At 73.5% G+C, this 14,263-nt stretch carries 10 protein-coding genes and 1 pseudogene; 8 read left to right on the forward strand and 3 right to left on the reverse strand.

Annotation, left to right across the window (positions count from 1 at the left end):
* Positions 1 to 5: 5 nt before the first annotated feature.
* Positions 6 to 2,855 carry an AfsR/SARP family transcriptional regulator gene (locus ACZ4WQ_RS10795; protein WP_398376849.1) on the reverse strand — a complete coding sequence of 950 codons (2,850 nt, stop codon included), beginning with the start codon at positions 2,853 to 2,855 and terminating at the stop codon, positions 6 to 8.
* Between the two features lie 159 nt (positions 2,856 to 3,014).
* Here ACZ4WQ_RS10795 and ACZ4WQ_RS10800 point away from each other — a divergent pair, with 159 nt between their 5' ends.
* Entirely contained in the window at positions 3,015 to 3,470 is a 456-nt protein-coding gene (locus tag ACZ4WQ_RS10800) for a winged helix-turn-helix transcriptional regulator (RefSeq protein WP_311723052.1), read from the forward strand.
* Positions 3,471 to 3,519: 49 nt separating this feature from the next.
* Here the strand turns inward: ACZ4WQ_RS10800 and ACZ4WQ_RS10805 are convergent, their stop codons facing one another.
* On the reverse strand, positions 3,520 to 4,737 hold the full coding sequence (locus ACZ4WQ_RS10805; RefSeq protein WP_398376851.1) for a globin domain-containing protein: 1,218 nt from the start codon (positions 4,735 to 4,737) through the stop codon (positions 3,520 to 3,522).
* Between the two features lie 72 nt (positions 4,738 to 4,809).
* Positions 4,810 to 5,253, reverse strand: a complete 444-nt coding sequence (gene nsrR, locus ACZ4WQ_RS10810) for a nitric oxide-sensing transcriptional repressor NsrR (RefSeq protein WP_311723050.1) — start codon at positions 5,251 to 5,253, stop codon at positions 4,810 to 4,812.
* Between the two features lie 112 nt (positions 5,254 to 5,365).
* Between nsrR and ACZ4WQ_RS10815 the strand changes: the two genes are divergently transcribed.
* The 7 genes and pseudogenes from ACZ4WQ_RS10815 to ACZ4WQ_RS10845 form a co-directional block, all read left to right on the forward strand.
* Positions 5,366 to 5,845 carry a cupin domain-containing protein gene (locus tag ACZ4WQ_RS10815; protein ID WP_311723049.1) on the forward strand — a complete coding sequence of 160 codons (480 nt, stop codon included), beginning with the start codon at positions 5,366 to 5,368 and terminating at the stop codon, positions 5,843 to 5,845.
* Between the two features lie 147 nt (positions 5,846 to 5,992).
* Positions 5,993 to 7,432 (forward strand): polyprenol phosphomannose-dependent alpha 1,6 mannosyltransferase MptB, encoded by a 1,440-nt coding sequence (mptB, locus tag ACZ4WQ_RS10820; RefSeq protein ID WP_398376853.1) that lies wholly within the window; start codon positions 5,993 to 5,995, stop codon positions 7,430 to 7,432.
* Complete coding sequence (locus tag ACZ4WQ_RS10825; RefSeq protein ID WP_358843638.1) at positions 7,429 to 8,679, forward strand: glycosyltransferase 87 family protein; 1,251 nt, start codon at positions 7,429 to 7,431, stop codon at positions 8,677 to 8,679. Before mptB ends, ACZ4WQ_RS10825 begins: the two co-directional genes overlap by 4 nt.
* 50 nt (positions 8,680 to 8,729) lie before the next feature.
* Positions 8,730 to 9,701, forward strand: coding sequence for a YbhN family protein (locus tag ACZ4WQ_RS10830; protein ID WP_398376856.1), 972 nt, complete (start codon positions 8,730 to 8,732; stop codon positions 9,699 to 9,701).
* Positions 9,702 to 10,068: 367 nt separating this feature from the next.
* Positions 10,069 to 12,795: a YfhO family protein gene (locus ACZ4WQ_RS10835; protein WP_398376857.1), complete on the forward strand. Its 2,727-nt coding sequence runs from the start codon at positions 10,069 to 10,071 to the stop codon at positions 12,793 to 12,795.
* A gap of 28 nt (positions 12,796 to 12,823) precedes the next feature.
* Positions 12,824 to 13,786 carry a glycosyltransferase family 2 protein gene (locus ACZ4WQ_RS10840; protein ID WP_311723347.1) on the forward strand — a complete coding sequence of 321 codons (963 nt, stop codon included), beginning with the start codon at positions 12,824 to 12,826 and terminating at the stop codon, positions 13,784 to 13,786.
* Positions 13,786 to 14,166 (forward strand): annotated as a pseudogene (locus tag ACZ4WQ_RS10845) (GtrA family protein); the annotation flags it as partial. The gene ACZ4WQ_RS10840 and the pseudogene ACZ4WQ_RS10845, both read left to right, overlap by 1 nt.
* Between the last annotated feature and the right edge of the window lie 97 nt (positions 14,167 to 14,263).

Below are 14,263 nucleotides of genomic sequence, written 5' to 3' on the forward strand. Positions count from 1 at the left end.
CGCGCTCAAAGGCCCGGCCGCGCCACGTCGGCGGCCCGCGCCGGCAGCCGCAGCTTTCGCCCCGTCGTCAGCGAACGCTCCCAGTGCTCCCGGGCGGCGTGCTGGTCACCGAAGTGGAAGTGGGTGAGCGCGATGGTCTCCAGGGTGTCGGCCGTGCCGCCGCGCTCCCCGAGGCGCAGCCGGATCCGCAGCGCCTCCTCCAGCGTCCGGAAGGCCTCCGCCGGGCGGTTCAGCGCCCGCAGGGCGTCCCCGATCCGGGTCAGGGCGGCGGCCGTGCCGTCGAGGACATCGTGCTCCCGCCACAGCTCCAGGGCCTCCCGGTAGCGCTGCTCGGCCGCCGCCGGCTCGCCGGCCGCCATCAGCGCGTCGCCCATGCTGCTCAGGACCGTCGCGACGCTCCTCGCATCGCCCGCCTCCCGGTAGAGTTCCACGGCCCGCTCACCGCAGGACAGCGTCTCGCCGAGCCGCCCCAGCCTGCGGTGGACCTCCGCGAGCCCGGCGTACGACGACGCCTGTCCCGTCACGTCGTCCGCCTTCTCGAAGTACGACAGGGCCAGGTGCAGATGGTCCAGACACAGCTCCATACGGTGGGCCGAGCCGTGGGCTTCACCGGTGCGGCTGTGCAGCCACCCCTGGCCGACCAGGTCGTGGTGTTCCTCCGCGCACCGCAGCGCGAGCCGCGTACAGCGCTCCCACTCCCTGGTCCACCAGAACCGCTGCGCGTAGCCGAACAGCCCCGCGGCCATCCGCCAGGCCAGGTCGGGCCGCCCGTACCGGGCCGCCAGCCGGATCGCCTCGGAGAGCGCGGGCAGCTCCCGTACGCACCACTGAAGCGCCTGCTCGGCGCCGGTGAACGCGGGCGGCGGCGCCGCGGCCTCGGCCTCCAGCGGCGGCAGCGGGTGGGACCGGGGCGTCAGCACGGCGTCCGCCTTCGCCACCGCCGCCGTGTACCAGACCAGCAGCCTCAGCCGGGCCGTCACCCGGGTCTCTCGTGACTCCTCCGCGGCCGCCCGCTCCAGCGCGTACTCGCCGAGCAGGTCGTGGAAGGTGTACTGGCCGGGCGACGGGGTCTGGAGCAGATGGGCGTCGACCAGCGCCTCGAGCAGGTCGTGCGCCTCCTCCACCGGCCGGCCCAGCAGTGCGGCGGCCGACTCCGCCGACAGCGTGTGCCCCGACCACAGCCCGAGCATCCTGAAGCCGCGCGCCTGCTCGGCCTCCAACGGCAGTGGACTGTCCCGCATCGCCACATAGCTCATGGCGAAGGCGTCCTGGACGGCGAGACCGCCCGCGGACAGCGCCCGCAGCCGCCCCCGGCTGGAGTCCAGGCGCCGCGCCAGCGCGGCCAGCGGCCAGCCGGGGCGGTTGGCCAGTTGGGCCCCGGCCAGCCGCAGCGCCAGCGGCAGCCCGCCGCAGGCGTCGAGAATCCTCGCCACGGCCTCCGGCTCGTCCCGCGTCCGCCGGGAGCCGCAGAGCGAGGTCAGCAGCCGTCGCTGTCCCTCCGCGTCCAAGGGCTCGAGACACAGGCGCCCGGCGCCGGGCAGATCGGCCAGGGTGTGACGGCTGGTGATCACGACCGCGCAACCGCCGCTGCCGGGCAGCAGTGGCGTCAGCTGCGCCGCGTCCCGGGCGTTGTCCAGCAGCACCAGCATCCGACGGCCGTCCAGGGTCGAACGGAACCGGGCCGCGCGGTCGTCGGGGTGCTCGGGCAGCGCCTTCTCCCGTACCCCCAGGTCGGTGAGGAACCGGGCGAGCAGGTCGTGCGGGCTACGAGCGTCACCGGCGCCGAAGCCGCGCAGGTCCGCGTGGAGCTGGCCGTCGGGAAACCGGGCGCGCAGCCGGTGTGCCGCGTGCACGGCCAGGGCGGTCTTGCCGACGCCCGCCATGCCCGAGATCACCACGACCCGGGGCGCCGCCGGCTCCGGGTCCGGGCGGAGCATGGCGCTCAACCGCTCGAGCTCGGCCTCCCGGCCGGCGAAGTCCACGGTGTCGGCGGGCAGCTGGGCCGGGTGCGGGCGGAGCCTGCGGGTGGCACGGGGCGGCGCGGGGGGCGCGATGGGGGTGCCGGTGGTGGTGTCGGGCACGGGCGGCGCGACGGACACCGAGAGCTGCTGAGCCGTCAGGATCTCCTGGTGCGCCTCCTGGACGGCGGGCCCCGGCTCGATGCCGAGCTCGTCGATCAGCGTGCGCCGCAGCCGGTGGAACACGGCGAGCGCCTCGGCCTGCCGGTCGGTGCGGTGCAGGACGAGCATCAGCTGGCGGTGGAACACCTCGCGGAGCGGATGCTCCTCGGCCAGCCGGGCCAGCTCGGGGGCCAGCCCGCCGTGGCGGCCCAGCCGCAGCTCCGCGTCGAAGCGCCATTCCAGCGCCTGGAGCCGGGCCTCTTGGAGCTGCTGGATATGGGGTCGCACCTCCGGGTGGCTGAGGGCCGGATCCGGCAGGTTGGCCAGCGGCGCGCCGCGCCACAGCTCCAGCGCCTGTACGGTCTCCCGGCCGACCGCCGCCCATTCCTGCCGCAGCCGGCCGGCGCGGGCGCGCTCCAGCCGCTCCGTGAACAGCTCGCTGTCCAGCTCGCCCGCCTCGACGGTCAGCAGATATCCGCCCGGCACCGCCCGCAGCCGCGGCTCGCCGTCCTCGGCGAGGATGCGCCGCAGCCGGGCCACATGGTTGTGCAGCGAGGCGCTCGCGGTGGCGGGCGGATGCTCGCCCCACAGCACGGCCTCCAGGGTGCCGAGCGGGACCGCGCGATTGGGCCGCAGCAGAAGCGCGCCCAGCAGCGCCCGGCCCTTGGGGCTGCCGATCAGGCGGGCGGCCGCGCCGTCGTGGACGGTCAGCGGACCGAGCAAGCCGAACCTCATCTGCGCACCTCCTGGCATCTCCGGACAACTGGGCTGATCGGCCCTTCAGTTGCCGGTGGATGCTCAGTTGGCGGGTATGATAACTGCCCGTTCGGGCAAGGGTCGGCAATTCTTCGGCCATGGTTTGAGAACCAAACGCACTGCTCGTACGCTGCGGGTATGAAGGATCCGCGGCCCTGCTCCATCGCCGATTCGCTCGCGGTGGTCGGGGAGAAGCACTCGCTGCTCGTGCTCCGCGAGGTGTTCCTCGGGGTGCGGCGCTTCGACGCCATGGTCCGCAACATCGGCGCGCCCCGCGACGTCCTGGCGGCGCGGCTGCGCCGCCTGGTGGCGGCCGGGGTGCTGGAGAAGGTCCTCTACAGCGAGCGGCCCCGGCGCTTCGAGTACCGGCCCACGCAGGCCGGCTGGGAGCTCGAACCGGTGCTGCTGATGCTCATGAAGTGGGGCGACCGTCACCTCGCCGACCGGCCTCCGGTGGCGCTGGAACACTCCTGCGGCGCCGAGCTGGAGCCCGTGGTGGTCTGTGGCGCGTGCGGGCAGCGGGCGTCCCGGGACACGCTCACCCACCGCGTCCAGGCGCCGGGGTGGACCACCACCGGTCCCGAGGCCGGCTGAGCCGCGCCTGTCCCGGCATCCGGTGATTCCGCACGCGCGATAAGCGGCCTCAGTCCCGGCCGAGCCACAGGTCCGGGCCGAAGACCTCGTAGTGGATCGCCTCGGCAGGCACGCCGAGCCGGAGCAGGTCTTTGCGGACCGCGCGCATGAACCCGAGCGGGCCGCACAGGAACACCGTCAACCCTTCGGGAAGGTCCAGCGTGGCCACGTCGGCCCGGCCGACTGTCGCCTCGCCGTCGCTGTGGTCTGCGTCGTGCTCGGCGTGCTCGGCGTTCTCGTACCACAGGCGCAGCCGGGCGCTGGGGAGTGAGCCGGCCAGCCGGCGCTGCTCGTCCTTGTGGGCGTGGTCGGCGGGGGAGCGGTCGGCGTGGACCACGGTGACCCGGCGGGTGGATCCGGTGGTGACCAGGTGGTCGAGCATGGCGAGCATCGGCGTGGCGCCGATTCCGGCGGAGGCGAGCAGCAGCGGGCCGTCGCCCTCGGGCAGCACCAGGTCGCCGAAGGGGGCGGACACGGTGAGCACGTCTCCCACCCGCGCGTGTTCGTGCAGCCAGGACGACACCTCGCCGTCCGGCCCCGCGTCGCCCCGGACGCGCTTGACGGTGATGCGCCACCCCGCGCGGCCGGGGGCGGCCGAGAGGCTGTACTGGCGGATCTGCCGGGCGCCGTCGGCCAGTTCGACCTGGACGCTGACGTACTGGCCGGGGCGGAACGGGCCGGTGGGCAGCGCGTCGGCGCGCCGCAGCACCAGCGACACCGCGTCCGGGGTCTCCCGGTGCCGCTCGGCGATCTCCATCCGCCGCCACACCTGGCCCTCGGCGGCGCCGGCTTCCTGGTACAGCCGGGCCTCGGCGGCGATCAGGGCGTTGGCCATCAGCCAGTAGACCTCGTCCCAGGCGGCGGTGGCCTCGTCGGTGAAGGCGTCGCCGAGCACCTCGGCCATGGCCGCGAAGAGATGGCGGTGGACGACCTTGTACTGGTCGGAGGTGATGCCGAGGGAGGCGTGCTTGTGGGCGATCCGGGCGAGCATCGCGTCCGGCCGGGCGCCGGGGTGCTCGATCAGCAGTCCCGCGAAGCCGGCGAGGGCGCCGGCCAGCGCCTTCCGCTGCTCGCCGTTGGCCTGGTTGCCGCGGTTGAACAGATCGCGCAGCAGGTCCGGGTGGGCGGCGAACAGCTTCCGGTAGAACAGCCCGGCGATGTCCTCGATGGCCGCGCCGACGGCGGGCAGGGTGGCGCGGATGACCGGGGTGGATCGCTCGGTGAGCATGGCTGCTCCTTAATTGGTTAATGATCTTCGTGTTTAGCGGCAGAAGGACGCGCCCCACGGCGGGAGCGCGGATCAGTCGGGGCGGCGGCCGGTCAGCCCGACCAGCACCGGGCCGGTGGGCGCGGTCACCAGATCGGCGACCGTCAGCGGATCGAGCGTGCGATAGAACGCCTCCTGCGCCTCGCGCAGCGCCCCGCGCAGCCGGCAGGCGCCGCGCAGCGGGCAGGGCGTGTCGCCCTCGCAGGCCACGACCTCGCCCTCGCCCTCCAGCTCGCGCACCAGCCAGCCGACCGAGGCGGTGCGCCCGAGCCCGGTCAGCTCGAGCCCGCCGCCGCGCCCGCGCCGGGCCTCCACCACGCCGAGGTGCTGGAGCCGGGTGATCGCCTTCGCCATGTGCGCGTACGGCACGTTGACCGCCTCGGCCACCTCGCGCGTGGTCAGCGGCGCGCCCCCCTTGAGGACCGCGAGGCGCATGACGGCGCGCAGCGCCAGATCCGTGAACTTGGTCAGTCGCACGGCACGACCGTATTAAATCCGCATGCTAGATTCCAGTTATCGGTGGGCGGCGGTCTTGTGGTATCCGTCTCACGGCCGAGCGGGTGGAACGGGAAGGAACGGTGGGAAGCCGATGCCGTCGGTATCTGGTGTGCTGGGGCGGATGACGGAGCTGCTGCGCGAAGTGGCGGAGGACCGGGGCGGGGCGCTGTGGCGGCTCCCCGCCGAAGGGCGTCAGCTCGACGCCAACATCATCCGGTTGCCCGCCGACGCCCGGGTCGACCCCCATGTGGAACCCGACCTCGACGTGGTGCTGTTCGTCGCCGACGGCGGCGGATGGCTCGAGGTGGCCGACGTCCGGCAGCGACTGGAGCCCGGCTGTGTGGCATGGCTGCCGCACGGCGCCCGCCGTGCGCTCTCCGCCGGCGCGGACGGTCTGGTCTACCTCACGGCACACCGCCGCCGCCCCGGCCTCGCCATCCGCACCGCGGCCCCGGAAGGGGGCGAGCCGGCCTGCCTGCTCAACCGGGTCTGCACGGAGTGCGGCCGGCTCGCGCAGGAGTCCGACGCGCGCTACTGCGCCCGGTGCGGCACCCGCCTGCCGTCGGACTGACGCGCCGCCGTCTCCGCGACGGCGTGACCGCGCGGGCGACCGCCGGGCTCGTCGGACGGTCGACACCTGGACGCCGACTGACGGTGACCGCGGCGTCAAGTTTCGGCCATGCGCCGGGCCAATTCTGGTCAGGTGCTGGTCCGTCGTGTGTTCAATCGAGTCGCCGTCGTCGACCTTCCGCGCCAGTGCCTGCTGCTCGGACTCGCGGGCTCGGTGGCACTGGCCGCGGGAGGGCTGACCGCCGGCGCGCTGCCCATGGCGGACGCGCTGGTCCCCGGGACCGGCGGCGCCGCGATCGGCCTGGTCAGTACGTACTTCGGCCTCGTACTGCTGGTCGCGGCCTGGCTGCTGCTGGGCCGCGCGGTACGCGGCCCGGCGCCGCCCGGCCCGCGCGCCCTGCTGCTGACCCTCGCCGTCTGGGCCGCCCCGCTGCTCCCCGCGCCCCCGCTGTTCAGCCGGGACGTCTACAGCTATCTCGCCCAGGGCGCGATGGTCGACGCCCGCGTCGATGTGTACGTCCACGGGCCCGCCCTGCTCGGCGGACCGCTCGCCGCCGAGGTGGCGCCCGTGTGGCGGTACACCCCAGCCCCCTACGGCCCGGTCTCCCTCGCCTTCGAGACGGCCATCGCCAACGTCTCCCGGGCCGAGGTGTCCGCCGGGGTGTTCGGCATGCGGCTGGTCGCGCTGCTGGGCGTGGCGCTGATGATCCTCGCCCTCCCCGCGCTCGCCCGCCGCTGCGGCACCGATCCGGCCGAGGCCCTGTGGCTGGGGGCGCTCAACCCGCTGTTGCTGCTGCACCTGGTGGGCGGGGCACACAACGACGCCGTCATGATGGGGCTGCTGGGCGCCGGGCTGGTGGCCGCGACCGGCCGGTGGCCCGCCTGCGGCGCCGTGCTGGTCACCGTGGCCGCCCTGGTCAAGGCGCCCGCCGCGCTCGGGCTGCTGGCCGTCGCCGCGCTCTGGGCGGGCCTGCTGACGGGGAGATGGCGGCGCACCCGGGCCGCCGCGGCGACCGCCGCGCTGGCGCTCGGCACCACGGGCGCGGCCACGGCCGTCGCCGGCACCGGCTACGGCTGGATCACCGCCCTGGCCACGCCGGTCTCCCCGGACAACTGGGCGCTGACCAGCGCCCTCGGCCGCGCCACCGAGGCCGGTCTGGACGCCGTCGGCAGCGGCCTGGCACCGCTGGCCACCCCGGCCTGGCACGCGCTGGGACTGCTGGCGACCGCCGTCACCGTGTCCGTCGTCTGGCTGCGCGCCTCCCGCTCCCGCCCCGTCTACGCGCTGGGGCTGAGCCTGACCGCGGTGGCGGTGCTGGGCCCCGCGATTCGCCCGTGGTATCTGCTGTGGGGGCTGTTCCTCCTCGCCGCGGCCGCGCCGAGCGGTCCGGTGCGCCGGGCGGTCGCCGCCGCCAGCGGGGTGCTCGCCCTGGCCGTGCTGCCCAGCGGATTCGCGCCTGACCAACGGCAGTTGACCCTCGCCGTATGCGGCGGAGCGCTGGCGCTGCTCGCCCTGTGGTGCGCCCACCGTGCCCCGGGACTCGGCTCAGCGTCCGCCGCCGGGGAACGCAGTCCGGAGGCGGCATGACGGGGCCCACCACCACGCGCGGCCGGCTGCTGCTGACGTTCGGGCTGACCGGGGCCGTGGCGCTGTTCCTCGCCACCGTGCCGCTGCACCGCGACTGGTTCGACCTGAGCGTCTACTACGGGACCGTCGGCCACTGGCTCCACGACGGCGGGCGCATCTACGACTACACGACCCCCGGCGCGGACGGCACCGCCTACGGATTCACCTACCCGCCCTTCGCGGCCCTGTGCATGCTGCCGATGGCCCTGGTGAGCTGGCCCGGCGCGATCACCATCTGCCTGCTGCTCAACCTGGCCGCCTCGGCGGCCGTGCTGTACTGGCTGACCGGCTCCCTGGTACGCCGGCACGCCCGGCACCCCTGGTTCGGCTTCACCGTCGTGGCCTGCCTGTTCGCCCTGCTGGAGCCGGTCCGGGACACCTTCAGCTTCGGCCAGGTCAATCTGGTCCTGCTGGCGCTCGTGCTCTTCGACGCCCGGCTGCTGGCCACCGGCCGCGGCCGGTACGCCGGGTTCGGCATCGGCCTCGCCGCCGCCATCAAGCTCACCCCGGCGATCTTCATCATCCATCTCCTGGTCACCGGGCGCCGGCGCGCCGCCGGGACGGCCGCGGCCACCGCGGCGGCCGCGACCCTGCTCGCCGCGTGGGTGGCGCCGACCCCGTCGCGGGACTACTGGACCGAGGACCTGTGGGACACCGACCGCATCGGGGTCGCCGCGTATGTCTCCAACCAGTCATGGCGCGGCATGCTGGCCCGGCTCGTCGACCCCGTCCCCCCGAGCGGCGCCGTCTGGGCGCTGGGGGCGCTCGCCGTCCTGGCCGTCTGGGCCCACCGGGTGCGGCGCGCCGCCGCCGCCCGGGACGAGGCGGCGGGCTTCGCGCTGACCGGCGTCGCCGCCTGCCTGGTCAGCCCGATCACCTGGGTGCACCATCTGGTCTGGCTGATCCCGGCCCTGACCGTGCTGGCCGACACCGCGCTGCGGCCCGGCACGCCGCCCGCGCGCCGTCGCCGGCTGCTGTCCACGGCGGTCGCGGTGTATGTGATCCTGTGCAGCAGCGTGGTGTGGCTGTGGCGCTTCCACCCCACCGGCCTGGACGGCTTCCTCGGCGGCAACGCCTATGTCTGGATCTGCCTCGGTCTGCTGCTGACCCTCCCGGTGCGCGCACCGGACGTCGCCGTTTCGCCACCGCCGCGACGAACGGATGTCGGCCGCGATACGCCGGAACGCCACCCACGGCGGACATGCTGACCGTACCGCGCCTCCTGCCCCCCGGCCCTCGTCAGCACCTGTGAGCGCACATGCCCGCGACCCTGCCCGAGCGGCGCCGCCTCTCCGCCCCCCGACGGCTTCCGCTGCGCCAGATCCTGTGCCTGGTGCCGATCGCCGTCGTCCTGGTGTGGGTGATCGGACACTGGTCGCTCATCGGCTCCGGCGCCCGTCAACTCCTTGACGCCAACCCCTACTGGCTGCTCGCGGCGGTCACCACCACCGGACTCGGATGGGTCGCCGTGTCCTTCGCCCGACAGGGAACCGTCCTTGAACGGCTTCCCGCCGGGCGGCTGTTCGCCACCCAGTTCGCCGCCGGGGCCGCCAACCACCTCCTGCCGTCGGGGATCGGCGCGAGCGCGGTCAACATCCGCTTCATGACCGGCTGTGGCCTCCCCGCCGCCCGCTCCTCGGCCGCGCTCGCCCTGTACTTCCTCGCGGAGGCCGTCGCCCGCATCTCGCTGCTGCTGATCCTCCTGGTCGCCTTCCCCGAGGCGCTCAGGCTCGGGCCGCTGCTCCCGGACCGGATCGGGGCGGCGCTCCCGGTGACGGCGGCCGCGGTGGTCTGCGCGCTGCTGGCCGTGGTCCTGACCATCCGTCCGGTGCGCCGGATCGTCCGCACCTTCCTGGTCACCGCGCTCACCGACGCGCGCTCCCTGCACGCCCGGCCCTCCAGGGCGCTGGCCCTGTGGGGCGGTTCGCTGGCCTTCCCTGTTCTCCAGGCGGCCGGGCTCGCCGCGGTCGCCGTCGCGGTGGAACTGGACGTGCCGCCTTCGCATGTCGTGCTCGCCTATCTGGCCGCGACCGTCGTGGCCGCGGTCGTCCCGTCGCCCGGAGGCATCGGGTCGGTGGACGCCGCTCTGGTCATCGCGCTCGTCGCGACCGGGGCGCCGGCGGACGCCGCCACCTCCGCGGTGCTCGCCTACCGCTTCATCACGGTCTGGCTGCCGCTGATCCCCGGAGCGCTGGTGCTCGGAACCCTGGTGCGCCGCAAGGTCGTCTGACCCGCCCCGCGCCCGCGCCGACCGATCCCCTCCGGTCTTCTCCCCGGCGTGCGGTTGCCCTTCGCCGTCGAAAAGGTGAACACAGGAAATCCGAAGGATTAATTCTGGGGGCCGGCCCATCGTTGGGTAAATTCCCGGGGCCGAGAGGCAACCAATCCCTGATTCAAAGGGTCAAACAGTCAGACTCGGCACGGCGCGCAATACAGGGGGAAGTGGTGCGACATCTCATTCGGCTACCCGCGTGCGCGGCGCCGATGTGTGACCCGGCTCATGGGAACTCATCGGCGTCGCCGGACAAGTAATCGGCGTGAAGCAAAAAAATCCGCGCCGACTTTCGGAATTGGATCCTGACGAATTGCGATCGCTCATGACCGGCCGAACGGCCCGCACCCGGCCGGATGACCAGCCGCGCACGGCCGCCGCACCACCCGCGGCCGAAGCTCTGCCCGAAACCCCGCGCGACGCCCCGCCCGACGCCTCCCCAGAGACCCCGAGTGACGCCCCGCGCGGCCTCCGTGCGCGGGCCGGGGCGCTCGCCGCGCTGGTCACGGTGGCCGCCGTCTGCCTCGGCGACGCCGTGGCCCGCAGCTATCCCTTCGGGTTCAGGACGCGCAGCGTGAACGACCTGGGCAACCAGTTCGTGCCCTTCCACGCCCACCTGTGGGACCTGCTGCACGGCCGGGGGACCGGCGGTCTGTTCGTCAACTGGCAGTCCGGATATGGCAGCAGCTTCCTGCCCGACCTGGGCACCTACCTCGGCAGCCCGTTCGCCCTGCTCGTCGCCCTCTTCCCGCGCGACGAGATCGATCTCGCTGTCTACGTGATCACGCTGCTGAAGATGGCGGCGGCCGGCGCGGTGATGGCCCAGCTGCTGCTCACGCTGCGCCCCGGCCGGTGGTGGGCGGCCGGGGCGCTCGGCGCCTCGTACGCGCTGTGCGGCTGGTCCGTGGCCGAGGCCTCGTACAACCCCATGTGGCTGGACGGGCTGATCGCGCTGCCGCTGCTGTGCCTGGTCGGCCACTGGGCGCTGGCGGGGCGGCGGTTCGTCCTCGGCACGCTGCTGGTCGCGCTCGTCTGGATCGCCAACTTCTACACCGCGTACATGGCCACCCTCGGCGCCGTGCTGCTGCTCCTCACCCGGCTGCTGGTGGAGCACGCCCCCACCGGCGTCCCCCTCCGGCGGCGCCTCGCGCCGCTGTGGCGGCCCGTGGCCCGGCTGGCGGGCGTCCTGGCGCTCGGGGTGGGCCTCGCGGCGCCCATGGTCTCCGTCGTCTACTTCGGCACCAAGCACGCCTACCCGGGCCGGGTCGTGGAGTTCTCGGCCAAGCCATGGACGGACGTCATGGCCCGGCTGCTGCCGGGCACGTACAACTTCAGCAGCCCGGCCGTCTACGTCGACACGGTGGCACTGCTGCTCGCCCTGACGCTGCCGTTCAACCCGGCGGTCCCCAGGCGGCTGCGGGGCGGCTGGACGCTGCTGGTCGCGGGGGTGGCGCTGTCCCTCCAGTGGGGGCCCACCCAGCTGGCCTGGCACGCCTTCTCCACCCCCAACGGCAGCCAGTACCGGGAGACGTTCGTGCTGAGCGGGTTGCTGGTGACCGCCGCCTGGCTGTCCTTCGCCCACGGCACACCGGGCCGGCGCCCGCTGCTCGCCGGAGGCGCGCTGCTGGCGGCGATCGCGGCCGCCGCGTCCCGCGCCACCGAACTGATGCGCCCGTGGACCTACCCGCTGCTGCTGGCCGGGGTCGCCGCCGTGGCGGCCGCCCTCGTGCTGGCCCGGCTCGCCCGCCGGTACCACCGTCCGCTGCCGGCCGCCCTCGCCGTCGTCCTGCTGATCGGCGCCCAAGTGGGCCAGTCCGCGGCCACCACGGCCGTCGCCGACCGGCTGCGGCTGGGGCACCTGGACGACTACGCGCCCTGGGGCGAGCGCCAGCGGACACAGCAGGCGCTGATCGCGGACGCGGACGGCTGGCCCCGGTACCGTACGGACCCGGGCCGCGAGCAGACCGTCGGGAACGACCCGCTGCTGGTCGGCGGGCAGGGCGCGCAGTACTACAGCAGCCTCACCTCCGATGTGTTCAGCCGCACCCTCACCGCCCTCGGCGGCGGCTGGTACTCGCGCGGCCGATCCGTGCAGAGCCTGGACAACCCGGTCACCGACGCGATCTTCTCGGTCGGCGCCCGCGTCCATTCCGCGCCCGATCCGCACCGGGACCCGAACGCGACGACCGACATCGCGCCGTATGTCACCCGCGAGGCCGTACCGCCCCTGGTCACCGTCCGGCCGAAGGCCGAGAGGGCGCCCGCCTTCGGCCCCTCGCCGTTCCGCAACCAGGAACTGCTCCTCGGGGCCCGGGTGTACACCATGGCCGACAAGATCTCGATACGAGGCGCGGACGGCAGGCCGGCCGCCCGCACCCCCGACGGGGGCTATCGACTGCCTCCCGGGCCGACCGAGCAGTCCCGCCCGAAGGCGCTGCTGACCGCCATGTGCCCGGGCGGCTCGCAGGTCTTCCTGTGGGCGCCGCACTACTGGGGCACCGCCGCGCTGCGCGGCGCCGACCGGCCCCCGGTCGGCTTCCGGGGCGACCACCCGGTCACCAAGATCGCTCCCATGCAGCCGCTGGGGACGGCCCCGGCCTCCGGGCGCGTCGAGGTGGGTCTGACCATCCAGAAGGGCGGCACCGTCCCCGTTGATTCCGTCGGCTGCCTGGACACGGGACGGCTGCGCGCGGCCACGGGCCGGCTCCGGGCCCAGGGCGCCACCTCCGTCCATGTTTCCGACAGCGTCTCCGACACCGGCATCCGCGCCGAACTGCCACCCGGCTCCCGCGGCATCGCCGTGGTCGCCGTCCCGCGGATCGCGGGCTGGCAGTGCGCCGCGGGCGGCGGCCGGCACCGCCCGGCCGACAGCTACCTCGGCCTGGTCGCGGTGAAGCTCGACGGCTCCGCCACCTCCATCGACTGCACGTTCCGCCCTCCCGGCCTGCGGCTGGGCACCGCCGTGGGAGCCGCCGCGCTCCTGGCCCTGACCCTGTCGGCCGCATTCCGGTTCCTGCGCGCCCGACGGGAGAGCCGCCATGTCCACCACTGACGCCCGCGAATTCCTCACGGGGGAGACCATGCTGATTTCGATCGTCGTACCCTGCTACAACGAAGAAGCCGTGATCGGTCGTTTTCATGAACACCTCACCCGGGAACTCAAGGCGGTCGGACACGACTTCGAATTCCTTTATGTGGACGACGGCAGCAAGGACCGCACGCTTTCTCTTCTGAAACAGCTGGCCGAAACCGATCCCCGGGTCCGCTACGTCTCCTTCAGCCGCAATTTCGGCAAGGAGGCGGCGATGCTGGCCGGGCTGCGGTTCGCCTCCGGCGACGCCGTGGTCCTCATGGACGCCGATCTCCAGCACCCGCCGGAGCTGGTCAAGCGCATGGTCGAGCTGCATGCCCAGGGCCATGACCAGGTCATCGCCAAGCGCACCCGGGACGGCGACCGGGTCACCCGGGCGCTCACCGCCCGCGCCTACTACCGGCTCATCAACCGCTTCGTCGACGTGGAGCTCGTCGACGGCGTCGGCGACTTCCGGCTGCTGTCCCGGCGCGCGGTGGACGCCGTGCTGGAGCTCACCGAGTACAACCGCTTCTCCAAGGGGCTGTTCGCCTGGGTCGGCTTCCCGAGCGTGACCTTCGAGTACGAGAACGCCGTGCGCGAGGAGGGCCGCAGCAAGTGGACCTTCGGCCAGCTCCTCAACTACGGGGCCGACGGGCTGATCTCCTTCAACAACAAGCCACTGCGCGCCGCGGTCTACCTCGGCCTGCTGCTGGTGTCGGTGGCCGCGCTGTACGCGGTGTGGATCGTGGGCAGCGCGGCGGTCAACGGGGTCGACACCCCCGGCTATGTCACCCTGCTCGTGGTCATCACCGCGCTGGCCGGGGTCCAGATGGTCATGGTCGGCGTCATCGGCGAGTACATCGGCCGCATCTACTATGAGGTCAAGCGGCGCCCGCACTTTCTGGTGCAGTCCACCAACGCGGTCCCCGCCGCCACGCTGAACGACCAGCTGAAGGACCTCGTCCGGTGATGCATCGCCCCCTGCTCGGCCAGCTCGTGAGATTCGGCCTGGTCGGCGTCGTCAACACCGCCACGTACTACGGCATGTATCTGTGCTTTCTGCGCCGGCTGCCGTATCTCGTGGCCCATGTCGCCGCCTTCGCCCTCAGCACGGTCGGCTCGTTCCTGCTCAACTCCTGGTTCACCTACCGTACCCGCCCCACCTGGCGGAAGTTCCTGCTCTTCCCCCTGACCACGGCCGCCAACTTCGTCATCACCACCGGCGGGGTCTATGTCCTGGTCGACCTGGTGCACATCGGGGACCGGGCGGCCCCGCTGATGGCCGCGGCGGTGGCCGTGCCCATCACCTTTGTGCTATCCAGGACGATCATGCTCGGGCCCGCCTCCGGGGGGCCGGGCGAAAACGCGGTGCACGGGGGAGACATGACGGCCGGAGAAGAGCCCGGGGTGTACGAGATCCGTGTGCACGGCTTCGCGGACAGCGAGG

Source organism: Streptomyces sp. NPDC028305 (assembly GCF_055569495.1).